This is a genomic window from Agrobacterium albertimagni AOL15 (assembly GCF_000300855.1).
GTDB classification, from domain to species: domain Bacteria; phylum Pseudomonadota; class Alphaproteobacteria; order Rhizobiales; family Rhizobiaceae; genus Allorhizobium; species Allorhizobium albertimagni.
The window spans coordinates 44,477-64,583 of the sequence record NZ_ALJF01000013.1 but is presented as its reverse complement, the minus strand read 5'-3'; the positions used below and the strand labels follow the sequence as shown (position 1 = coordinate 64,583).

Annotated in this window: 26 protein-coding genes; 14 read left to right on the top strand and 12 right to left on the bottom strand. The window is 62.0% G+C overall.

The window, feature by feature from the left end:
* Positions 1-14: 14 nt before the first annotated feature.
* The 3 genes from QWE_RS25915 to QWE_RS15885 all read right to left on the bottom strand — a co-directional run bounded on the left by QWE_RS25915 (position 15) and on the right by QWE_RS15885 (position 4,387).
* A complete protein-coding gene (locus QWE_RS25915; RefSeq protein ID WP_006727177.1) occupies positions 15-1,703 on the bottom strand; it encodes a methyl-accepting chemotaxis protein in 1,689 nt (562 codons plus the stop codon).
* 263 nt (positions 1,704-1,966) lie between these two features.
* Entirely contained in the window at positions 1,967-3,655 is a 1,689-nt protein-coding gene (locus QWE_RS15890; protein WP_006727176.1) for a methyl-accepting chemotaxis protein, read from the bottom strand.
* A 342-nt stretch (positions 3,656-3,997) separates the two neighbouring features.
* The gene (locus QWE_RS15885) at positions 3,998-4,387 is read right to left on the bottom strand and encodes a DUF2780 domain-containing protein (protein ID WP_006727175.1); all 390 of its coding nucleotides are present in this window, start codon (positions 4,385-4,387) and stop codon (positions 3,998-4,000) included.
* Positions 4,388-4,631: 244 nt separating this feature from the next.
* Between QWE_RS15885 and QWE_RS15880 the strand changes: the two genes are divergently transcribed.
* The 5 genes from QWE_RS15880 (at position 4,632) to QWE_RS15860 (ending at position 8,144) form a co-directional block, all read left to right on the top strand.
* Positions 4,632-6,197 carry a helicase HerA-like C-terminal domain-containing protein gene (locus QWE_RS15880; protein WP_006727174.1) on the top strand — a complete coding sequence of 522 codons (1,566 nt, stop codon included), beginning with the start codon at positions 4,632-4,634 and terminating at the stop codon, positions 6,195-6,197.
* Positions 6,198-6,350: 153 nt separating this feature from the next.
* The gene (locus QWE_RS15875) at positions 6,351-7,157 is read left to right on the top strand and encodes an EAL domain-containing protein (protein WP_100220940.1); all 807 of its coding nucleotides are present in this window, start codon (positions 6,351-6,353) and stop codon (positions 7,155-7,157) included.
* 52 nt (positions 7,158-7,209) lie between these two features.
* Positions 7,210-7,530 (top strand): YnfA family protein, encoded by a 321-nt coding sequence (locus QWE_RS15870; RefSeq protein ID WP_006727172.1) that lies wholly within the window; start codon positions 7,210-7,212, stop codon positions 7,528-7,530.
* A 60-nt stretch (positions 7,531-7,590) separates the two neighbouring features.
* Positions 7,591-7,839: a BrnT family toxin gene (locus QWE_RS15865; RefSeq protein WP_006727171.1), complete on the top strand. Its 249-nt coding sequence runs from the start codon at positions 7,591-7,593 to the stop codon at positions 7,837-7,839.
* Complete coding sequence (locus tag QWE_RS15860; protein WP_006727170.1) at positions 7,836-8,144, top strand: BrnA antitoxin family protein; 309 nt, start codon at positions 7,836-7,838, stop codon at positions 8,142-8,144. The genes QWE_RS15865 and QWE_RS15860 overlap by 4 nt, the downstream gene beginning before the upstream one ends.
* A gap of 27 nt (positions 8,145-8,171) precedes the next feature.
* On the opposite strand, the gene QWE_RS15855 is transcribed toward QWE_RS15860, so the two are convergent.
* The gene (locus QWE_RS15855) at positions 8,172-8,807 is read right to left on the bottom strand and encodes a LysE family translocator (protein ID WP_006727169.1); all 636 of its coding nucleotides are present in this window, start codon (positions 8,805-8,807) and stop codon (positions 8,172-8,174) included.
* Between the two features lie 122 nt (positions 8,808-8,929).
* Here QWE_RS15855 and QWE_RS15850 point away from each other — a divergent pair, with 122 nt between their 5' ends.
* Positions 8,930-9,622 carry a helix-turn-helix transcriptional regulator gene (locus QWE_RS15850; protein WP_006727168.1) on the top strand — a complete coding sequence of 231 codons (693 nt, stop codon included), beginning with the start codon at positions 8,930-8,932 and terminating at the stop codon, positions 9,620-9,622.
* A gap of 90 nt (positions 9,623-9,712) precedes the next feature.
* On the opposite strand, the gene QWE_RS15845 is transcribed toward QWE_RS15850, so the two are convergent.
* Together QWE_RS15845 and QWE_RS15840 are read right to left on the bottom strand one after the other, a co-directional pair.
* Complete coding sequence (locus tag QWE_RS15845) at positions 9,713-10,765, bottom strand: fatty acid desaturase (RefSeq protein ID WP_006727167.1); 1,053 nt, start codon at positions 10,763-10,765, stop codon at positions 9,713-9,715.
* Positions 10,766-11,077: 312 nt separating this feature from the next.
* On the bottom strand, positions 11,078-11,569 hold the full coding sequence (locus QWE_RS15840) for a hypothetical protein (RefSeq protein WP_006727166.1): 492 nt from the start codon (positions 11,567-11,569) through the stop codon (positions 11,078-11,080).
* 461 nt (positions 11,570-12,030) lie between these two features.
* On the opposite strand from QWE_RS15840, the gene QWE_RS15835 reads away from it, so the two are divergent.
* The 3 genes from QWE_RS15835 (at position 12,031) to QWE_RS15825 (ending at position 13,076) form a co-directional block, all read left to right on the top strand.
* A complete protein-coding gene (locus tag QWE_RS15835) occupies positions 12,031-12,240 on the top strand; it encodes a cold-shock protein (protein WP_006727165.1) in 210 nt (69 codons plus the stop codon).
* A 239-nt stretch (positions 12,241-12,479) separates the two neighbouring features.
* Positions 12,480-12,716: a 30S ribosomal protein S21 gene (rpsU, locus tag QWE_RS15830; RefSeq protein WP_006727164.1), complete on the top strand. Its 237-nt coding sequence runs from the start codon at positions 12,480-12,482 to the stop codon at positions 12,714-12,716.
* A gap of 132 nt (positions 12,717-12,848) precedes the next feature.
* Entirely contained in the window at positions 12,849-13,076 is a 228-nt protein-coding gene (locus tag QWE_RS15825; protein ID WP_006727163.1) for a hypothetical protein, read from the top strand.
* Between the two features lie 77 nt (positions 13,077-13,153).
* Here QWE_RS15825 and QWE_RS15820 read toward each other — a convergent pair whose 3' ends face one another.
* From QWE_RS15820 to QWE_RS15810, 3 genes are read right to left on the bottom strand one after another with little or no spacing between them, the layout of a single operon-like run.
* Positions 13,154-13,930, bottom strand: coding sequence for a VOC family protein (locus QWE_RS15820; protein ID WP_006727162.1), 777 nt, complete (start codon positions 13,928-13,930; stop codon positions 13,154-13,156).
* A gap of 29 nt (positions 13,931-13,959) precedes the next feature.
* Complete coding sequence (locus tag QWE_RS15815; RefSeq protein WP_006727161.1) at positions 13,960-14,451, bottom strand: DUF1579 domain-containing protein; 492 nt, start codon at positions 14,449-14,451, stop codon at positions 13,960-13,962.
* Between the two features lie 10 nt (positions 14,452-14,461).
* Positions 14,462-15,193, bottom strand: coding sequence for a DUF899 domain-containing protein (locus QWE_RS15810; protein WP_006727160.1), 732 nt, complete (start codon positions 15,191-15,193; stop codon positions 14,462-14,464).
* A 50-nt stretch (positions 15,194-15,243) separates the two neighbouring features.
* Here QWE_RS15810 and QWE_RS15805 point away from each other — a divergent pair, with 50 nt between their 5' ends.
* Entirely contained in the window at positions 15,244-15,690 is a 447-nt protein-coding gene (locus QWE_RS15805; protein WP_006727159.1) for a MarR family winged helix-turn-helix transcriptional regulator, read from the top strand.
* Between the two features lie 8 nt (positions 15,691-15,698).
* On the opposite strand, the gene QWE_RS15800 is transcribed toward QWE_RS15805, so the two are convergent.
* Positions 15,699-15,911, bottom strand: coding sequence for a hypothetical protein (locus QWE_RS15800; RefSeq protein WP_006727158.1), 213 nt, complete (start codon positions 15,909-15,911; stop codon positions 15,699-15,701).
* Between the two features lie 211 nt (positions 15,912-16,122).
* Entirely contained in the window at positions 16,123-16,545 is a 423-nt protein-coding gene (locus QWE_RS15795; protein ID WP_006727157.1) for an organic hydroperoxide resistance protein, read from the bottom strand.
* Between the two features lie 144 nt (positions 16,546-16,689).
* Here QWE_RS15795 and QWE_RS15790 point away from each other — a divergent pair, with 144 nt between their 5' ends.
* The 4 genes from QWE_RS15790 to QWE_RS15775 all read left to right on the top strand — a co-directional run bounded on the left by QWE_RS15790 (position 16,690) and on the right by QWE_RS15775 (position 19,267).
* A complete protein-coding gene (locus QWE_RS15790) occupies positions 16,690-17,145 on the top strand; it encodes a MarR family winged helix-turn-helix transcriptional regulator (protein ID WP_006727156.1) in 456 nt (151 codons plus the stop codon).
* A gap of 324 nt (positions 17,146-17,469) precedes the next feature.
* Complete coding sequence (bla, locus tag QWE_RS15785) at positions 17,470-18,369, top strand: class A beta-lactamase (RefSeq protein ID WP_006727155.1); 900 nt, start codon at positions 17,470-17,472, stop codon at positions 18,367-18,369.
* Positions 18,366-18,731, top strand: coding sequence for a hypothetical protein (locus QWE_RS15780; RefSeq protein WP_006727154.1), 366 nt, complete (start codon positions 18,366-18,368; stop codon positions 18,729-18,731). Before bla ends, QWE_RS15780 begins: the two co-directional genes overlap by 4 nt.
* Before the next feature lie 131 nt (positions 18,732-18,862).
* Positions 18,863-19,267: a host attachment family protein gene (locus QWE_RS15775; RefSeq protein ID WP_006727153.1), complete on the top strand. Its 405-nt coding sequence runs from the start codon at positions 18,863-18,865 to the stop codon at positions 19,265-19,267.
* A 109-nt stretch (positions 19,268-19,376) separates the two neighbouring features.
* Here QWE_RS15775 and QWE_RS15770 read toward each other — a convergent pair whose 3' ends face one another.
* Positions 19,377-20,084 (bottom strand): L,D-transpeptidase, encoded by a 708-nt coding sequence (locus QWE_RS15770; protein WP_006727152.1) that lies wholly within the window; start codon positions 20,082-20,084, stop codon positions 19,377-19,379.
* Between the last annotated feature and the right edge of the window lie 23 nt (positions 20,085-20,107).

The window sequence follows — 20,107 nt, the reverse complement described above, 5'->3', positions numbered from 1 at the left end:
CCGGCCGCAGCCGGTCAGGCCGCTCGGCTGACCGCGTGCTGCGACTGCGCGCCTTTCGCGCCCGTGGTCTGGAAGCGGGAGACCATGGTGTAGAGTTCCCGGGCGCTCTCCGAGAGGGAGGCTGCCGTGGCACTGGCTTCCTCGCCGGTCGCCGCACTCTGCTGGGTCACCTTGTCGAGCGTGTTGATGGCTCCGTTGATTTCGCTGATCCCCTGCGACTGCTCACGGGCAGCAATAGCGATCGCGTCAACATTCGTATCAATTTCCTGGACCTGGTTGACGATGGACTGCAGGGCTTGTCCGGTCTTGTCGACGAGGCTGACACCGTGTTGTACGGCACCGGACGCTTTGGCGATGAGGGCCTTGATATCCTTGGCAGCACTGGCCGAGCGCTGGGCGAGTTCGCGCACTTCCTGGGCGACGACGGCGAAACCCTTGCCGGCTTCCCCGGCCCTTGCAGCCTCGACGCCGGCATTGAGGGCCAGCAGGTTGGTCTGGAAGGCAATCTCGTCGATGACACCGATGATGTTCTCGATTTCCCTGGAGGAACTGGCGATCTCACCCATGGCAGCCGTCGCCTCCTTGACGACGAGACCAGAGCCTTCCGCATTGGAGCGCATCTCGCCGACCAGCTGTGTGGTCGCCTGTGTCCGGCCCGTCGTATCCTTGATCGTGGTCGTGATCTCGTCGAGGGCCGCAGCGGTCTCCTCGACCGTGGCCGCCTGACGTTCACCATTCGTCGCAATACCGTCGGCGATGTCATTGATCACGTTGGCATTGGCCGACAGAGCCTGAACGGCATAAACAATGCCGCTCAAGGTCTCATCAAGCGCATGAGCGGCAATGTTGACATCCAGTCTCGTCGCTTCCAAGACCGCATCGAGCGGTTCGTTGAGGCGCACGGTCAGATCGCCTTCGGCAAGCCGCTTGATCGCAGCGCCGATGATCTTCACGGCCTTCATGCGACCGCTGATATCGGTGGCGACCTTGATCACCCGATAGACCTTGCCGCGCGAATTGAACACAGGCGTGTAGGCTGCCTGAATCCAGACCTCGCGTCCGCCTTTGCCGTAGCGGACGAAGTTGGACGCCAGGAATTCACCGGCGCGGAGGTTTTCCCAGAACTGGGCGTAATCGGATGTGCGCGCATAGGTGGGTTCACAGAACATGCTGTGATGCTTGCCGATGACCTCCGAGCGATCATAACCCATGGCTGCCAGGAAGTTGTCGTTGGCCTCGACGATCGTGCCGTCGGGTTCGAACTCGATGATGGCTTGAGACTGATCGATCGCGCGCAGACGATTGTTGTCGTGGAGGGCGCCGATTTTGGTCGTGGTGATATCCGACGCGATCTTCAGGACGCGCACAACCCGGCCGCCATGGAAGACCGGATTGTAGGTCGCCTCGATCCAGACGTCCTCGCCAGCCTTGCTCTGGCGGCGGAACTGGCCAGCCTGAAACCGACCCGCGGCCAACTCAGACCAGAAGCGCTGATAGTCCGGCGACTGGCGGATCGCGTCTTCGCAGAAGATCCGGTGATGCTTGCCGACGATCTCATCCAAGCGGTAGCCCAGCGTTTTCAGAAAGTTTTCGTTGGCATTGACAATCGTGCCATCGGGCGCAAACCAGATCATGGCCTGCGCATTGGAGAGGGCTCTCATGTCATCGGCAAGTTTGGTCGCGTGCAGGTAGTCCGTCAGCATGTTCGTGCCTCTCGAGATTCAATGAATATACCAAAGCACCCGAAAATTAATGTTTACTAAATTTACCCGCGCGCCACTGCTAAATTTGATAAACGCCAAGAATGTGCGACCGGAAGAATGCAACTGAAAAAGGCCAACCGCGCTGATGCTGCGGCTGGCCCGTTGACCTAATCATTTGGTGGAAGGATGTTCAGGGATAGGCCCGGGAAGAGCCACCAACATTTTTCGCACGCCTGCCCGATCCGCGAAGTTTACTTCAGCCCTCAGGCGGCCCTGCCCATGGCGTGCTGAACCTGTCCTGGTTTCAGCGCCGATGTCTGGAAGCGGGAGACGAGGCCGTAGAGGTCGCGGGCGCCGTCGGCGAGGGAATTGGCGGCGGCACTTGCTTCTTCGACGGTGGCGGCACTCTGTTGCGTCACCTTGTCGAGCATGTTGATCGAGCTGTTGATCTCGCCGATCCCTTGCGCCTGATCGCGGGCAGAGATGGAGATGGCATCGACATTGCCGTCGATTTCCTGGACCTGATTGACGATCGATTCCAACGCGTGGCCGGTCTTGTCGACGAGGGCTACGCCGTGGCTGACGGCATTCGCAGACTTGGCGATCAGGCCCTTGATGTCCTTGGCAGCGCTTGCCGAGCGCTGGGCGAGTTCGCGGACCTCCTGGGCAACGACGGCGAAACCCTTGCCGGCCTCGCCTGCTCTTGCTGCCTCGACGCCCGCATTGAGCGCCAGAAGATTGGTCTGGAAGGCGATCTCGTCGATCACGCCGATGATGTTTTCGATCTCGCGCGAAGAGCCCGCGATCTCGTCCATGGCGGATGTCGCCTGGGTGACGACGGTGCCCGACGCCTCGGCATTGGCGCGCGTCTCGCTGACGAGGCGGGTGGTGGCAAGGGTGCGGCTGGTCGTATCCTTGACCGTGCGGTTGATTTCTTCGAGAGCCGCTGCCGTCTGCTCGACCGTCGCGGCCTGGCGTTCACCGTTTGCAGCGATGCTGTTCGACACGTCGCTGATCACGGCTGCATTTTCCGACAGCGCCTGGGCCGCCCGGACGATGCCGGTCATGGTGTCGTCCAGCGCCTGGGCAGCCGTGTTGACGTCGAGCCTTGTCGCTTCCAGGACGGCATCGAGCGGCTCGTGCAGACGCACGGTGAGGTCGCCATCGGCAAGGCGCTTGATGGCCTGGCCGATGATCTTGACGGCGCGCATGCGTGGGCTGATGTCCGTGGCGACCTTGATCACCTTGTAGACCTTGCCGCGCGAATTGAAGACGGGCGTGTAGGCCGCCTGGATCCAGACCTCGCGGCCACCCTTGCCGTAACGGACGAAATTGGACGAGATGAACTCGCCGGCGCGCAGACGCTCCCAGAACTGGGCATATTCGGTGGTCTCACCATAGGCCGGATCGCAGAACATGCGGTGATGCTTGCCGACGATCTCGGCTGCTTCATAACCCATGGCTTTCAGGAAATTGTCGTTTGCCTGGACGATGGTGCCGTCGATCTCGAATTCGATGATCGCCTGGGACTGATCGATCGCCCGCAGCCGATTGCCGTCGTGCAGGGAGGCGATCTTGCTTGTCGTGATGTCGGAGGCGATCTTCAGGATGCGCACCACACGGCCGCCGCTGAAGACCGGATTATAGGTCGCCTCGATCCAGACATCGTCGCCCGACTTGCTCTGGCGGCGGAACTGGCCGCTCTGGAAGCGGCCGGCGGCAAGTTCCGACCAGAAACGCTGATAGTCCGGAGAAGTGCGGATCGCTTCCTCGCAGAACATGCGGTGATGCTTGCCGACGATCTCGTCCAGGCTGTAGCCGAGCGTCTTCAGGAAATTCTCGTTGGCGTGAAGGATGGTGCCGTCCGGCGAGAACGAGATCATCGCCTGTGCCGTGGAAATCGCCCTCATGTCATCGGCAAGCTTATTCGCGTTCAGGTAGTTCGACAGCATCTTGGCCCCCAGGCGTGGATCTATGCGTCAATCAAACCTGCGTTATGTTAACGCCTGCTAAATGGGAGCCTGTGCTTTGCCATAAATGACAAACGTTAAGCGGGAAATCGGGCCAACGGACCCAAAAAAGGTTGAATTCCGATTTTCTCAGAAAGCCTGCCAGACAAGGCCACCACCATTTTTGAGGGGTATGAACTGATGGCAGCCCCTCTCCCATGCGCCCGCTGCGCCGATGTTAACCCTTGTTCCATGGGTGGAACAATCCGCCATGTCGCAGAGCCATAAAAAAACCGCCGGATCTGCACCCGGCGGTTGATGACGCATTTTCTGACGGAAGATCGATCAGACGAACTGGCTCAAGCCCGGGACCGAGGCGACGACTTCGTCGACCACGTCGGCGCCGGCGTATTCGCGGGCGACGGCCATGGTTTCCTTGGCGAGGGTGGAGATTTCGCCCATGCCGAGGCCTTGCGACATCAACTGCTGGCCGAGGCCCATGATGCCGCCGCCGCCGATGGCGCTCATCAGGCCGCCGAGCAGGCCGCCGCCAGACCCTTCGCCATTGTGCTTGGCGACCAGTTCAGCCGCACCGGGGATCGCTTCGATCATGCGGGCGACCGGGCCGTCGGCTGCTTCGCGCTGCAGGAAGCCGAGCATCATGCCGAGGGCCGTTTCGGCCTTTTCCTGGGAAATGCCGACATTGTCGGCGATGCGGGTGACGATTTCGCTCATCTTCGAAGTCCTCCTGAGGCGATTTTGACGTTAACGTCAACGTAATGGATGTTCATTCCGAACTCAAGCGGTCCGGCTGTGGCGCGGCAAAATTTGCCGGGGAAAGGGCAGCTTCTGCAGAGCACCGCCGAGCCCCTGGACGACAATGACCGTACCAAGGTGAGACATCCGACCGTTGTCGATGTTCCACACTCCTCCTATAAGAGCAAGCTGAAGTCCTGATGACGATGGGAGAAACGTCCGCATGCTGCAAGAAGGTTCGCTCTATCTCGGCACCAGCCGCCATCCGGACGACAGCCTAAACAAGGCCGAATATCTGGCGCTGAAATACGGCAACCGCCACGGCATCGTCACCGGCGCGACGGGCACCGGCAAAACGGTCACGCTGCAGGTGCTGGCCGAGAGCTTTTCCGAGGCCGGCGTTCCGGTCTTTGCCTCCGACATCAAGGGCGATCTTTCCGGCATTGCCGCCATGGGCGAGCCGAAGGACTGGATCACGCAGCGGGCAGAGCAGATCGGCTTTACCGATTATGCGCCGGCCGAATTCCCCGTGATCTTCTGGGATCTCTATGGCGAGAAGGGCCACCGGGTGCGCACCACGGTGGCCGAGATGGGACCGCTGCTCCTGTCGCGCCTGATGAATGCTTCGGAGGCCCAGGAAGGCGCGCTCAACATCGCCTTCAAGATCGCCGACGAAGGCGGGTTGCCGCTGATGGACCTCAAGGACCTGCAGGCGCTGCTCAGCTATATGGCCGAGCATGCCACCGAGCTTTCCAGCCAGTTCGGCCTGATCTCCAAGGCCTCGATCGCCACGCTGCAGCGCGGGCTTCTAATCCTCGAGCAGCAGGGCGCGGAGAATTTCTTCGGCGAGCCGGCGCTGAAGGTGACCGACATCATGCGCACCACCCATGACGGACGCGGCGCGATCTCGATTCTGGCCGCAGACAAGCTGATGATGAACCCCAGGCTTTACGCGACCTTCCTGCTCTGGCTGCTCTCGGAACTCTTCGAGGAACTGCCCGAGGTGGGCGATATCGACAAGCCGAAGCTGGTCTTCTTCTTCGACGAGGCACATCTCCTCTTCAACGACGCGCCAAAGGTCTTGATCGAGCGCGTCGAGCAGGTGGTTCGGCTGATCCGCTCCAAGGGGGTGGGCGTCTATTTCGTCACGCAGAACCCGCTCGACGTGCCGGAGACGGTGCTCGCCCAGCTCGGCAACCGCGTGCAGCATGCGCTGCGCGCCTATACGCCGAGGGAGCAGAAGGCGGTGAAGACGGCGGCTGATACCTTCCGGCCAAACCCGGCCTTCGATTGCGCCACCGCGATCACCCAGCTTGGCATCGGTGAGGCGCTGGTCTCGACGCTGGAGGCGAAGGGCATTCCCTCCATGGTCGAGCGCACGCTGATCCGCCCGCCCTCCGGCAAGGTGGGGCCGATCGACGACGCCACGCGGCAGAAGGTGATGAACCTCTCGCCCGTGGCCGGGGAATACGACGTGGATCTCGATTCGGAATCCGCTTACGAGATCCTCAATGCCCGGGCGAAGAAGGCCGCAGAGGCCGAGGCTGCGCGGCGCGCGGTGGAGGAAAAGGCGAAGGGCGGCGACAGCGCTGCCGGGCGCTGGACCTTGCCAGGCTTCGGTGACGAGCCCGAGGAGAAGCCGAGCGGCCGGACGACGACGACGAAACGCACCGGCGGCTATCAGCGCGAGACGGTGATCGAAGCGGCGATGAAGAGTGCGGCGCGCTCCGTTGCGACGTCGGTCGGCCGGGCTCTGGTGCGCGGGATCCTCGGCAGTCTTAGACGGTGAAGGCTTGCATTTTTCTCGCACGCCACAAGAACTGAGTGACGAAAGCTCGCCGTTATCGGCGGGTTTTTGTTCACTTCCGTGCAACCATCCCTGATGTATACTGGACATTGATACAATTCGCGGACCTCTCTCCGGGAATTCATGGGGTCGAGCTTGGACAGCAGTCTGGATCACGTCGTTCTGGTCAACAATGCAAAGCGCGCGCTGGAACGCGGACGCTTCGAGCTCACCTATCAACCGATCTATTCCGTCGACAACCGGGAAGTGGACAGTGTCGAAACACTGCTGCGCTGGCGTGTTGCGCCTGGTCGACTGGCGGTCGCACAGGACTTCCGCTCGGTGTTCCGGGATCCCATGCTGTCGCTGTCGATCCGCGACTTCGTGCTGTCGACGACGCTGCGCCAGGCGGCGCGCTGGCGGGCCGAGGGCCACGACATGGGCCGCATCAGCGTCAATGCCACGGCCTTCGACCTTTGTGCCGGCGATTTTGCCCTGCGGCTCACCGACATGGTGCAGGGTTTCGGCCTGGCACCCGACATGCTGGAGATCGAGGTGGCGGAGCCGGCCTTTTACGGCCCGCTGGCAAAGCCGGTGAGCCTTGCGCTCGAAGCCCTGCATTATTGCGGGTTTTCGCTCGCCATGGACAATTTCGGCGCGACCCATGCCGGGCTTGCGGCGCTGCGCAACCATAGCTTCCGGCGCCTGAAGATCGACCATTCGCTGATGCGCAGCGCGCTCACCAATGCCGTCGACAAGGCAATCGTGCGCCATGTGATCGCGCTTGGCCATGATCTCGGCATGATCGTCACGGCAGCCGGCGTCGAGAACGAAGACCAGATGGAAATCGCCGTGCAGCTCGGCTTCGACAGCGTGCAGGGCTTCTTCGTCTGCGTCCCGAAGGAAGCCGAGCTTCTGCCGCGCGTCTGTCACGTGCTGAACCTGCAGGGCCGATCCGCCTGAGCCTTGGGACTCCGCCCTTTCGCCCTCCTTCACGAGATGGCAGGATGGCGTCATGACCCTGCTGATCTATCCCCTCGCCGCGCTTGCCGAAATCGCCGGATGCTTCGCCTTCTGGGCCTGGCTGAAACTCGACCGCTCGCCGCTCTGGCTGGCGCCCGGCCTCGTCTCGCTCGCCCTCTTCGCCTGGCTGTTGACACTCGTGCCTTCTGATGCGGCGGGCCGGGCCTATGCGGCCTATGGCGGTGTCTATATCGCCGCGTCACTCGCCTGGCTGTGGCTGATCGAGGGGCAGCGGCCTGATCGCTTCGACCTTACGGGTGCTGCAATCTGCCTTGTCGGTGCAGCCGTGATCCTGTTGCCACAGCGGGGCTGAGCGAAAAGCCCCACAAATCGCAGGATGCCGGCTTGCGCAATTTCCGTATATACATAAACTATGATCATCGTCTGGGACGAACCGAAGCGGCTCGCGAATATCGACAAGCATGGGCTGGATTTTTCCGACCTGTCGCTTGAGTTCTTCCAGCGCGCCCTGATCCGACCAGCCAAGAGAGGCAGGCTGCAGGCCGTCGGTCGTTTGGCAGATGGAACGGTGGCAGTCATCTTTGTTCGCCTTGGAACGGAAGGGCTGTCCGTCATTTCGATGCGCCCAGCAAATGCTGCCGAAAGGAGGGCTCTACGATGAAGAAGACCAAGCCTGTGGCGGATGGCTTTCGTGAGGGCCGTGGGTATACGCGTACCGACTGGAATGAGGTCGGCGACAATCCCGAGATGAGCGAGGCCGAAATCGCGGAACTCCGCCCCTTCCGCGAGGTCTATCCGGATATCGCCGAGGCGATCGACCGCAAGCTCGGCCGGCCGAAGGCGGAGAGCCCGAAAAAGGCGATCAGCATAAGGCTCGACCAGGAGGTGATCGATCGCTTCAAGGCAACCGGGGACGGCTGGCAGTCGCGGATGAACGAGGCGCTGCGCAAGGCGGTGGGGCTGTGAGGCCCAGCCACCGCCCCTTCCAGGCCATCACCAACTCCGCCAGCCCTCGACGAGCATCAGCACCGCCACCGCGACCAGCAGCCAGCCGGCGGCGCGGCCAATCCAAATGGTCACCTGCGGCTTCGAGGTGAGCGCGTCGCGGCCCTTGGCGGCGGCGAGCGCGAGACCGCCATAGACGGTTGCCTGGAGAAGCAGGGTGAGCGCGCCCATGACGAGAGCCTGACGCCAGAAGGGGCCGTATTCGGGCCGCATGAACTGCGGGTAAACGGCGAGGATGAAGAGCCAAGCTTTCGGATTGATGAGGCAGGTGATCAGCCCCTGGGTGAAGATGCGGGCCGTTCGATGCAGCCTTGATGCCTCGATGTCGTCGATGACGATGGCGCTTCTGGCAAGCGTGTAGCCGATCCAGATCATATAGGCTGCGCCGATCACCAGCATGGGACCGGCGAGTTGCGGAACCAGCGTGGAGAGGGTCGCGACCGCGACCGTGCCGAACAGCGTGTGAAAGGCGCCGCCGAGCATGATGCCGGAGGTTGCGGCCACCCCGGCCCGGCGACCGCCGGTCAAGGCGTTGGCGGTGACGAAGATCATGTCCATGCCAGGCACGGTGATGATGCCGGCCAGAAGCAGCGTGAAGAGCCCAAGGTTTTCGGCGTAGGTCATGTCAGTTGCCCGTGCTGTGAGGGGGATGACCGATCCAGGTTTTGCGCCTGTTTTCAGCCTGTTGGGACGTGCTATACAGAGAGCCAACTGACAGAGCTGTGTCAGTTGCGACGGGGGATCACATGCGCAAGGCTTCCCGGCTGTTCGAGATCATCCAGATCTTGAGGCTCGCCGACCACCCGATAACCGCGCAGCAGATTGCGGAAAAACTGGAGGTCACGCAGCGCTCGATCTATCGCGACATCGCGGCCCTCCAGGCGATGCGCGTGCCGATCGAAGGCGAGCGCGGGATCGGCTATATCCTCAGGCCCGGCTTTCACCTGCCCCCCTTGATGTTCACGGCCGAAGAGACCGAGGCGATCGTGCTCGGCATGGCGCTGACGAAACGCACGGCGGACCGGGAGCTGCGCGAGGCCTCGGCCCGGGTTCTCGACAAGATCGCCGCTGCTGTGCCGGGGCCATTGCGCGAGGCGATCGTCTCACGCTCGCTCTATGCCTGGGGTCGGGTGGCTGAAGCCCCCGAAGCGATCGACTTCTCGATGATCCGCCGCGCCATCCGCGACGAGGAAAAGCTTGATATCGATTACGTCAACGAGCAGCAGCAGGCGACGAGGCGGCGAATCCGGCCGATCGCCGTCATCCATTATGCCGAGGCCGAAGTCGTCGTCGGCTGGTGCGAGTTGCGTGAGGCCATCCGCAATTTTCGGGTCGACCGGATCAGGGACTGCCGACCGACAGATGACCATTTCCGCCGCGAGGGCCACCGGCTGCGCAAGCTCTGGGTGGCGGGCTGGGAGACGGGCGGGCAAGGTTGAGCCAAGGCCACCGTTTTCACCGTCGAAACGAAAACGCCCGCTGCTCGGTTGAGCAACGGGCGCATGGATTTGGAAGCTATCGTGCAAAGATCAGGCGACGACGGCCATCCGCCTTGCTTCGCGGAAGGACACCAGGCGGCCGCGGGCTTCGTCCCAGAGGACGAGTTTCACGCAGGCGAAGCTTTCCTTCAGCGTGATGCGGCTGATGGTCTTCAGCTCCGGGTGGTCGCGCAGGACTTCTGGCAGGCGGTAGAAGGGGATCTTGCTCGACAGATGATGCACATGGTGCACGCCGATATGGCCGGTCAGCCAGCGCAGGCCCCAGGGCAGATCGTAATGCGAGGCGCCGTGAAGGGCCGCGTGCTGGAACTGCCATTCCGGAGGGTTCGACCAATGGGTGTCTTCGAACTGGTGCTGGACGTAGAAGAGCCAGATACCGAGGGCGCCGGCAAGCAGGACGATCGGCAGGTGCACCACGAGGAAGGCGTCGAGACCGGCAAGCCAGATCATCAGCGCTGCCGTGATCGCCATGCCGGCATTCGTCGCCATAGTGGAGACCCAGGGCAGAGCCCCGTCCTTCATCATGCCGAAGGGCAGACGCTGCTTCAGCAGGAAGACCCAGATCGGGCCGATGCCGAAAAGCACGACCGGATTGCGATAGAGGCGGTAGCCGAGACGGCCCATCGGGGACAGGGCCTTGTATTCGGCAACGGTCAGCGTGGTGATGTCGCCGACGCCGCGTTCCTCGAGATTGCCGGCGGTCGCATGGTGTTCGGCATGGGCCCGGCGCCAGTAGTCGTAAGGCGTGAAGGTCAGGACACCCAGCAGGCGGCCGGTCCAGTCATCCACCGAGCGGCGGGCGAAGAAGGCGCCATGGCCGCAGTCATGCTGGATGATGAAGAGGCGCAGAAGGAAGGCGGCTGCCGGCACCACAAGCACGAGGCCCGGCCAGAAGGAATATTCGAAGCTTGCCCAGGCACCGAGCCAAAGCAGCACGAAAGGCACAAGCGTGATGCCAAGCTCGAAGCTCGAGCGCGTCAGGTCCGGCTTGCGATAGGTGTTGACGATTTTCAGCCAGGCCTTGGCATCGGGCGTCTGATCTTCGAGGATTTGATCGTCGCGGTAATCGAATGCAGCACTCACAGGCCGGCCTCCGAAATCTTGTTTTGGTCGGAAAAGGCGGAGAGGCTGAATACGCCCAATATCGGGGCGCGCGACACGGGGCATCCGAAGGAGAGGCCCGCAGCAATGGTCATGGTCGGCTGGCTTTCGTGACTTAGAGATCGCCCGTCACTCCTGGAACGGGTGCGTCCTCCTAGCAGATCATGGGGGCCTTGTCGCCATGGAACTCTGTGGCTTGTCTGGCTGCGGCATTTCGCCGGGCTTACGGTGAGGCGCCCCGGAGCGCTCAAGAACCGGGACGCTGGTTTTCTGGCACGAGACGATCGGCGCCAATCAGCCGGCCGGCTTCAGTGTCGCAAGGATCTTGCCGACTTCGGGCATGTTCTCGGCTTCGGTTTCCGTGGAAGCCCAATAGGTGACGATAGCGATCTTTTCGTCGGAAAGGCCAATGATGCCCACGCCGATCGAGACGGGACCGTCCTTGTCCGTGCCCTTCCAGTCGATGGTCTCGAACGGCATGCCGTTCAGCTGGTCCTTTGATTCTTTCTGAGACGCCGGATCGGGCACGACACCGTTTTCCTCGAGGAAGGCGAAGACATCGGTCATCACCTGGTCCATGTCCTCGGCGCCCGCGACGTCGAAGGAAATGTAGGTGCCGGCATCGGGAGAGTTTGCCTCGACGCCGTAATCGGTCTCGGTCGGCTGCCATTCATCCGGGATATCGACGATGGCTGCCGGTTCATCGGAGGGGAAGGTGAAAGTGCCTGCAAAGGCGGTGGATGCGGTGATCAGGAGGATTGCGGTTGCGGCGAGAAACTTGTTCATCCGAAGGGTCCGTTGATGAGTGACGAGACGTGACGGACCGCGGTTTTCGAGCCGCGGCCGGCGCGATGTCGTAGCAAGACAAGGTCAAGATAGTCGTACTGTTTTTGCGTGGACCGGCCTGCGGCGATGAAAAAATATCAATCCTTCACGATATGATGAAGAAATATTGAAATGCCGCGTTTCGCCCCTTGCCGCATCATTTTTTCGCCGCGGTGCAAAACTCAATTTCCGCAACGATTTCATAAACTTTTGTCGAGATTCCTGCCTTCGGCCGAGTCTCGAAACAGCGGTTTTTCCGGTTTTTGCTTGTATCGGCGCGAGCATTTCCCTATATTGCCGACATCGAAGATTGCGAGCGACTTTGTCTACGCGCTTTTTGCGCACGCCAGATTTCCTTCAACGTCGATATACCAGCCGTCGAATGTCTCGGCGGCAAGCCCAACGATTGAAAGGAAATCGTTATGAACACAGGTACCGTAAAGTGGTTCAACAGCACCAAGGGTTTTGGTTTCATCCAGCCGGATGAAGGCTCTGCCGACGTGTTCGTCCACATCTCTGCAGTTCAGCGCGCCGGCATGCGCGACCTCGTCGAAGGCCAGAAGATCGGCTACGACATCGTTCAGGACAAGCGTTCGGGCAAGAGCTCGGCCGACAACCTGCGCGCCGCTTAATAATCTGTCGCTCGCCCCACTGACCACGGATGTACCGGCAGATGGGGCTGAGTGGCGAGGGAAGGTCGGGTTCCGCCCGGCCTTTTTTGTTTATCCCGTGATCGAAGCCTTCAGCCGCGATCCATATCTTTGCCCGATTTTGTCGGGATCTTCGCCGGGGCATGGCGCGTTAGCCTGTCGTATCCCCTCCTTCGAAACTCGAAAACAAGCGGGCATCAAAGCCCGGAAAGGAAACGACCGTGCAAGTACTCGTTCGTGACAACAATGTCGACCAAGCACTCCGCGTGCTGAAGAAGAAGATGCAGCGCGAAGGTCTCTTCCGCGAGATGAAGGCCCGCAGCGCCTTTGAAAAGCCGTCTGAGAAGCGCGTCCGCGAAAAGGCTGAAGCCGTTCGCCGTCAGCGCAAGCTCGCGCGCAAGAAGATGCAGCGCGAAGGCCTTCTGCCGGCTCCGAAGAAGGCAGTGCGTACGCGCTAATGACGACATGATCCGTGCGCCCTCGGGCGCGCGGACCCGCCCTCCCCGCCACGAAGGCGCAATGCAGATTGCGACACGGGCAGGGACAAGACATGCCGAGACAGGCAGCCAGGCTGCAGGAAGGATCCGGACATGACCGCCACCAAAGAGACCTTCTTCAAGCCCGAAAAGGTTTCCCCGCAGGACAAGGCCGCCACGACCGACAGCGTTGCCCGCTCGCTGATCGCTCAGGAAGCGACCGCGCGCGAACGCAAGACGGAAACGTTGAAGGCGCTGCGCATGCAACGGGAAGCGCTCGAAGCCGAGCAGGCACCCGCACCGAAGAAGCGTGCGGTGAAAAAGGCCGTGAAGCGCGGCTGAGGCCGGCACCCACGACGGCAACTGTCGAATTCGAAAGAAGCCGGAGCCCGCTTGACGCGGCTCCGGCTTCTTTCATGTCATTTCTCTGCTGACGTCAGATTGAAGTAGGCGCCTTGCGGGTCCTGGCAGGCCGCAATCCAGGAACCGCCGGGGACCTGATGCGGGCCCATCAGAAGCTCTCCACCGAGTGACTTCACCTTTTCGATCGCCGCGTCGATGGCCGGGACGATGAAATAGAAGCCCCAATAGGGCATCGGCATTTCCGGTCGCTTGGTCATCATACCGCCGATGCCACGGTCGCCGAGCTTGAAGGTCTGATAGGTACCCATGGCATCCATGTCGACGGCCATGTCCTTTTCCCAGCCAAATCGGGCGGCATAGAAATCCCAGACCTTTTCCCAGTCGCCGGCCATCAGCTCATTCCAGCCGACCGTGCCCACACTGCCCGGGGTTGGCCAGCTGCCTTCGGAGCCATCTTCCATCTTCGGCGTCATGATGCAAAGGATGGCGCCCTGCGGGTCCGCGACCACTGCGAATCGTCCAACGCCTGGGATATCTTCAGCGGGGCGGCAGATCGTGCCGCCATTCGCCGCATAGTCGGCCGCCGTCTGGTCGACGTCATCGACGCCGATGTAACCGGTCCAGTTCGGCGGGATGCCCTGCCCTTTCATGTCTTCCGTCAGCGCCATCATGCCGGCGACGCCGAACGGGAAGCCGGGGACCGCGAACGAGGTGTAGGTGAAGCCTTCCATCTGCATATCGGTCGGCTCCCAGCCGAGCAGCGGGCCATAAAAGGCCTTGGCCGCGGCCGGATCGGGGGTCATCAGCTCGTGCCAGATGAATGTGCCATGCATGCGCAGTCCCTCTCCAAATCTGTCGGCGATCAGCCGATGCGTTTTGCTTCGCTGGTCATGAAAATGTGAAAGCTGCCGTCGGGCTGGCGGACGCTGCCCGAGAAGGTTCGGGTGTCGTCATCGATGAAATGGATGACGTCACGATAGGTCTCGGTGCGCGACGGATCCTGCATGCTCGGCCCCTCGGCCTCAAGCACCAGCGTCTGCCCACTGTCTTCCAGCCAGCCCTTGTAGACCCAGAACTTGTCCATCATCGAGCCGATCCAGCTGCCGACATAATGGCCCTCGCGGGGATCGTAGCCGAGGGTCATGATCATGGTGGCGCGATCACCCTTCGCACCCATGCCGCCCTCACCTTCCGCGACCACCCAGAGGCCTCCGATGGAGCGGACCTTTTCGGTCCAGCGTTTTTCGGGATCGTCGGGGTCGTAGCCATCCATGCCGGTCGAGGTCACGAACAGCCAGTCGCCAACCAGCCGGTCGAGGACATGGTGATGTTCGCTGGGTTTTGGAAATTCCATGACATCCTCCTCAGTGGCAGCAACCAGCCATCTCGACCGGCTTCTCAGCGTATTCATCCTTGCGCTTGACGAAGCTCAGCGTGCCCGTTTCGTTGCGGCCGAGCGGCGCATGATCGAGGATCATCAGCGTGCCGAGAGCCTCCTCCCCGCCCCGGGCATATTGCGAATAGGTATGGAAGATCTCGCCCTTGTCGTTGCGATAGAAGGCAGACAGGCCCGGAAGTTCGTCGAAAGCGCGGTCGCTCGGCGTCTGGCGGAAATTATAGTTCACCGAGCCGGAGGCGAGCTCCTCCTTGGTGAAGGAGACGTGGAAGTCGTAGTTGAAATCACTGCCTGCGGACGAGACCCAGGGGAAATGCCAGTTCATGCGCCGCTTGTAGGCTTCGATCTTCTCAAGCGGCGCACGGGAGACGGTGACGAAGGTGACGTCGTGATTGTTGAGATGCGGCAGCATGCCATCGATATGATCGGCGAAGAAGGAGCAGCCCTCGCAGCCTGCCTCCCAATCTGGATGAAACATGAAATGGTTGATCATCAGCTGGCTGCGCCCGTCGAAGAGATCGGCAAGCGTCTTTTCGCCCGTGGATGACCGGAAGCGGTAATCCTTCTCCACGCGCACCCAGGGCAAGGCGAGGCGGGCGGCGTTTACCCGGTCGCGCTGACGGGTCAGCTCCTTCTCCTGCTGCAGCAGGGATTTGCGGGCCTCCAGCCACTCCTCCCGCGAAACAACCGAATATTCCATTTTGCTGTTCCTCCTCTTGACATTTACGTTGATATCAACATATTCGGTCCATGTCAAACATGCCCCTGATTCCCTATGCAACCATCATCCATGTCCGAGATAACTGTCTTTGCCTGCATGCCCAGCGAGCAGCGCGGGCACTTGCCCGCCGCTTCGATCTGGCGCTGAAGCCCGTCGGGCTCACCAATCAGCAATTTTCCCTGATGATGGCGCTGAACCGCCCGGAGCCGCCGCCCATGGGGCCGGTGGCCAAGCTTCTGGCGATGGACCGGACCACGCTGACGGCAGCGTTGAAGCCGCTTTCGGCACGCGGTTGGGTGTCAATCGAGCCCGACCCGAAGGACAAGCGCGGCAAGCGCCTGCGGCTGACCGCCGAGGGCGCGCGCACGCTGTCAAGCGCTGTGCCGATCTGGATAGACCTGCACGGCGAGATCGAGGCCGGCATGCAGGCCGACCCCTCGATCCTTCGTCGGGGCATGATCGAGATCAGTGCCTGACGGCTACCTCAGCCGAGACCGAGCGGAAGGGCGACCAGCGGGCCGATCAGCATGACAGTCGCCATGACAAGCGCGATCCGGTCACGACCTTCGAAAAGCGGGCCGCGGAAGGCGGATGCCGGGTATCGGTGACGGATCTCGTGACGCGTGGCTTCCTCGACCGGCAGATCCGGCGACAGACGGTGATCCTCATAGATTGCATTGGCTGTGGTGGTTTGCATGGTTTCGTCCTCGGTTGTTGGTATAAAGGTCGAACCGGGAACAAGGGCAAAGGGTTCCCCTCCTCCGCCTGATGCTTATGACCGCGCGGGCGCTGACCACCTGCGGAAACGGCGATCCATGCCAACACCAATGACGGACGCTCGCACAGGAAAAAGGCCGGCGCGAGGCCGGCCTTCGGACGGTGGATGCATAGGGTCGGCGGTGTGCCGATCAGATGACCGAGACCGGAACTTCCGTCGAGGTGCGCAAGGCGTGGCTGTAAGGGCAGACGATGTGGGCTGCAGCAACCAGCTTCTCGGCCAGTTCGCGCTCCATGCCGGGGATCTCGACCGAGAGCTTCACTTCGATGCCGAAGCCGGTGCCATCCTCGCGCGGGCCGATGCCGACATCAGCATGAACCTTGGCATTTTCCGGGATCTTGACCTTTTCCTTGCCGGCAACGGCCTTGAGAGCGCCGAGGAAGCAGGCGGAATAGCCGACCGCGAAGAGCTGCTCGGGATTGGTGCCGGTCGCGCCGTCGCCGCCGAGTTCCTTCGGGGTGGTCAGCGTGACATCGAGCACGCCATTGTCGGAGGCGCCATGACCTGAGCGGCCGCCGGTGGCATGTCCGTGTGCGGTGTAAAGAATAGCCATTGGGTCTTCTCCTTGTTTTGCGGTTGGTGATTTTCTATATAGTACACAATTGAATTGCGCGCAATTGTTTTTTGCGCATTGAAATGTGCGCCTGTATTGGCCACTATCGAAACAATAGATGCCGAAAGGGGTTCATCAAGGGCCATGGACGACGAAACACTCGAAAAGGAATTGAGGCTGGACAAGCAGCTGTGCTTTGCGCTTTACGGCGCAGCGCACGCCTTTACGCGTGCCTACAAGCCGCTGCTTTCCCCGCTCGGGCTGACCTATCCGCAATATGTGGTGATGATGGCGCTGTGGGAGGAAGACGACATCTCGGTGAAGGCGCTGGGTGAAAAGGTCGGGCTCGATTCCGGCACGCTGTCACCGCTCCTGAAGCGGCTCGAGCAGATCTCTTACGTGTCGCGCCGCCGGGATGCGGCCGACGAACGCGTGGTGTTCATCACGCTGACGGAGGAAGGGCGGGCCCTCAAGGCGCGCGCGCTCGAAGTCTTCTCGACGATCGGCAACCAGATCGGCTGCGACATCTCCGAGATCGAGAGCCTGCGCGACAGCCTCAAGCGGCTGAAGGGGCATCTCGAAGCGATCGACGGGGACTGACGCGACCCCGTTCGCGAGGCCTTTTCCGGATGCCCGCGCCCGGCCACATCGTCCGGGAGCCCATTCCGTCCGCTCGCTAGACCAGGCGGATGCCCTGCGGGAGCAGCTGGCAGCGCTCGAGGAGACGGTGGAGAAATGCCATTCCATCGAACAAGACCGGGCCTCGATGCAGGCCTATCTCAGTGAGACGAAGACTGTTCTGGCCGCAGTCGGGACACAGTGAGCCTCCCAGCCGAGATGAACCCGTCTTTTCCATCTCTCCTGCCGCGTGCCTCCCTGATGCCTTGATTGGCACCGATGAGGGCCAAAGAAGGAGAGCACCGCATGACATCATCGACACCTCGTACCACCCGCCGGATGACCGCCCCAATCCGGCTTCTCGTTCTGCCGCTGATGCTTTTCGGTGGCGCCCTGCCGGCGTCCGGGCAGGCTGCCGAAGGCGAGATTATCGCGGCGGCCAAGCGGGTGGAGGAGAGGCTCGGCATGCGGGTCGGGCTTTCCGTCATCGATACGGGGCGCGGCACGGTCGTCGCTTATCGCGAGACGGAGCGTTTTGCGATGGCGAGCACCTTCAAGTCGCTCGCCTGTGCGGCCGCCCTGGCCGGTGGCAACGCCGTTCTCGAGCAGACGACACGCATCACCAAAGCGGATTTGCGTCCGCATTCGCCGGTGACGGAGAAGCGGGTGGGGACAAACCTCTCCACGCGGGCGCTTTGCGAGATCACGCTGCGCACCAGCGACAATGCGGCGGCCAATGCAATCCTCAAAACGCTGGGCGGGCCGGCCGAAGTGACGGGCTTCCTGCGCGGCATCGGCGATAAGACCACCCGGCTCGATCGCTATGAGCCTGAGCTCAACGAGGCGACACCCGGCGATCCACGCGACACGACGACGCCGCAGGCGATGGCGCAGACGCTTGAACACCTGCTGCTCGGGGATGCACTTGCCCCCGCCGCCCGCGACCAGCTGGAAGCCTGGATGTCCGCCAATGCGGTGGCCGATGGCCTATTGCGGTCCAAACTGCCGAAAGGCTGGCAGATCGCCGATCGCAGTGGTGCCGGCGGTCATGGCACACGCGGGGTCATCGCCGTCGTGCGGCCGCCGCCGGGCGCCCAGCCGCTCGTCATTGCGATCTACATGGACGGCAAGACGCATCCGCTGAAGGCGCGGGACGCAGCGATTGCCGAGATCGGTGACGCTATCTTTGCGAGATACGCGCGATGATCGCTCGTCACAATCTCTGGCCCTGCATCGCCCTCGTCTTTGGCCTTGCCAGCCTCACAGCCCCGGCACACGCCGAAAGTCAGGAAGCCGGGACGACCGTGGAAGCACGCTCCGACTGGCAGCGGAAAAAATGCGACGTCTACCGGCAGGCCTTTGCCGAGATCCTCGACCATGTGGGACGTGAGGGTGTGTCAGACGCGTTCATGGCGGAGAACCAGGCCTTCATCGACAGCGGCTGCCTTGCCGATGTCGATGCCTGTCCGGAGACGGAGGCCGATATCGAGGTGGCAAATGGCCTCACCATCGCCAGCATGAATGCAGGCGCTGCGAGCTCGTTCAGCCCGTTTCGCTGTCGGGAGTAAACCGCGTCAATCCGCCGTCCCGGCGAGGGCCTGGAACGAGGAACCGATCCCGCTGCGAGGGGTTGTCCTTAGGTCAACTGCGGCCGCTCCACCTTCGGTGGACGTCGCACAGACCATCAAGGAGAATGTCCATGCAAGTACCGCAGAATGCCGTGATTGCCGTCGCCGATGGCGAGAAGCTGAGCCTTTTCGAAAATGAGGGCAATGCGCTTGATATCAAGCTGAGGGCCATTCCGTCAGACGAGATCGACGGTTCGAAAATCCCATCCGGCGCCCGCCATTCCAGCAGTGCCGCCAATCCCGATGACAGCCAGCAGGACGAGGACGGCTTCAGCAACGGCATCACCGAGATGCTGAACAGGCAGGTTCTCGACGGCAAGATCAAGAACCTGGTGATCATCGCGGCACCGCGGACGCTCGGCGAGATGCGCAAGAGCTACCACAAGCAGCTCTCGGCGGTGCTGATCGGCGAGCTCGACAAGGACCTGACCGGCCATTCCGTGCAGGCAATCGAGAAGGCCCTCGAGGCCGCCTGATCCCGACGAGCATCTGCGACCCCATGATGCAGAGAGGCCCCGCCGTCACCGGCGGGGCCTTCTTTTTGTCTTGCGGCGATGCCGTGCAAGATCTGTTCAGAACGGCAGGTTACTGCTTAACGACGATCTTCGCCTTGGTCGGCACACGCTCGTAGAGGTCGATGATATCCTGGTTCATCAGACGCACGCAGCCCGAGGACACGGCCTTGCCGATGGAATTCCATTCCGGCGAGCCGTGCAGGCGGTAGAGCGTATCCTGGCCATTCTTGAAGATGTAGAGCGCGCGGGCGCCGAGCGGGTTGTCGATGCCACCCGGCTTGCCGCCGTTGCGGACGGAATACTTCTCGAGCTCCGGCTGGCGGGCGATCATCTCGTCCGGCGGGGTCCATTTCGGCCATTTCTGGCGCCACTGGATGACGCCGGCGCCACCCCAGGCAAAACCGTCGCGGCCGATGCCGACGCCGTAGCGCATGGCAGTGCCGCCGCGCTCGACGAGATAGAGGAAGCGGTTGGGGGTGTCGACGACAACGGTGCCTGGGGCTTCGCCGGTGGGATCGATCACCTGCTGGCGATAGAAGCGCTCGGGAATGCGCCAGTAGGGCACGGCCGGAATGACGTAGCCGCCGTCATAGACCTCGCCATACATGGCATCGAGTTCGGGCGTGCGACCGCTCGGTGCGGCCGGCACGACAGGTCCCTCGAGACGGGCATCCGCCGGGAGCGGACGGGAGGTGGTGCAGCTGGCCAGCAGGGACGCCGCGCCGAGGCCTGTCAGGGACAGGAGCGAACGGCGGGTCAGATGTGGTGTAGAGGACATTTAGGTATGAGTTTCCTGTAGCA

Coding starts and splice junctions, on each gene's coding strand:
- QWE_RS25915 (WP_006727177.1), bottom strand. CDS start 1,703: ATGCTGACGGACTACCTGCACGCGACCAAACTTGCCGATGACATGAGA.
- QWE_RS15890 (WP_006727176.1), bottom strand. CDS start 3,655: ATGCTGTCGAACTACCTGAACGCGAATAAGCTTGCCGATGACATGAGG.
- QWE_RS15885 (WP_006727175.1), bottom strand. CDS start 4,387: ATGAGCGAAATCGTCACCCGCATCGCCGACAATGTCGGCATTTCCCAG.
- QWE_RS15880 (WP_006727174.1), top strand. CDS start 4,632: ATGCTGCAAGAAGGTTCGCTCTATCTCGGCACCAGCCGCCATCCGGAC.
- QWE_RS15870 (WP_006727172.1), top strand. CDS start 7,210: ATGACCCTGCTGATCTATCCCCTCGCCGCGCTTGCCGAAATCGCCGGA.
- QWE_RS15865 (WP_006727171.1), top strand. CDS start 7,591: ATGATCATCGTCTGGGACGAACCGAAGCGGCTCGCGAATATCGACAAG.
- QWE_RS15860 (WP_006727170.1), top strand. CDS start 7,836: ATGAAGAAGACCAAGCCTGTGGCGGATGGCTTTCGTGAGGGCCGTGGG.
- QWE_RS15855 (WP_006727169.1), bottom strand. CDS start 8,807: ATGACCTACGCCGAAAACCTTGGGCTCTTCACGCTGCTTCTGGCCGGC.
- QWE_RS15850 (WP_006727168.1), top strand. CDS start 8,930: ATGCGCAAGGCTTCCCGGCTGTTCGAGATCATCCAGATCTTGAGGCTC.
- QWE_RS15840 (WP_006727166.1), bottom strand. CDS start 11,569: ATGAACAAGTTTCTCGCCGCAACCGCAATCCTCCTGATCACCGCATCC.
- QWE_RS15835 (WP_006727165.1), top strand. CDS start 12,031: ATGAACACAGGTACCGTAAAGTGGTTCAACAGCACCAAGGGTTTTGGT.
- QWE_RS15825 (WP_006727163.1), top strand. CDS start 12,849: ATGACCGCCACCAAAGAGACCTTCTTCAAGCCCGAAAAGGTTTCCCCG.
- QWE_RS15820 (WP_006727162.1), bottom strand. CDS start 13,930: ATGCATGGCACATTCATCTGGCACGAGCTGATGACCCCCGATCCGGCC.
- QWE_RS15815 (WP_006727161.1), bottom strand. CDS start 14,451: ATGGAATTTCCAAAACCCAGCGAACATCACCATGTCCTCGACCGGCTG.
- QWE_RS15810 (WP_006727160.1), bottom strand. CDS start 15,193: ATGGAATATTCGGTTGTTTCGCGGGAGGAGTGGCTGGAGGCCCGCAAA.
- QWE_RS15805 (WP_006727159.1), top strand. CDS start 15,244: ATGTCAAACATGCCCCTGATTCCCTATGCAACCATCATCCATGTCCGA.
- QWE_RS15800 (WP_006727158.1), bottom strand. CDS start 15,911: ATGCAAACCACCACAGCCAATGCAATCTATGAGGATCACCGTCTGTCG.
- QWE_RS15795 (WP_006727157.1), bottom strand. CDS start 16,545: ATGGCTATTCTTTACACCGCACACGGACATGCCACCGGCGGCCGCTCA.
- QWE_RS15790 (WP_006727156.1), top strand. CDS start 16,690: ATGGACGACGAAACACTCGAAAAGGAATTGAGGCTGGACAAGCAGCTG.
- bla (WP_006727155.1), top strand. CDS start 17,470: ATGACATCATCGACACCTCGTACCACCCGCCGGATGACCGCCCCAATC.
- QWE_RS15780 (WP_006727154.1), top strand. CDS start 18,366: ATGATCGCTCGTCACAATCTCTGGCCCTGCATCGCCCTCGTCTTTGGC.
- QWE_RS15775 (WP_006727153.1), top strand. CDS start 18,863: ATGCAAGTACCGCAGAATGCCGTGATTGCCGTCGCCGATGGCGAGAAG.
- QWE_RS15770 (WP_006727152.1), bottom strand. CDS start 20,084: ATGTCCTCTACACCACATCTGACCCGCCGTTCGCTCCTGTCCCTGACA.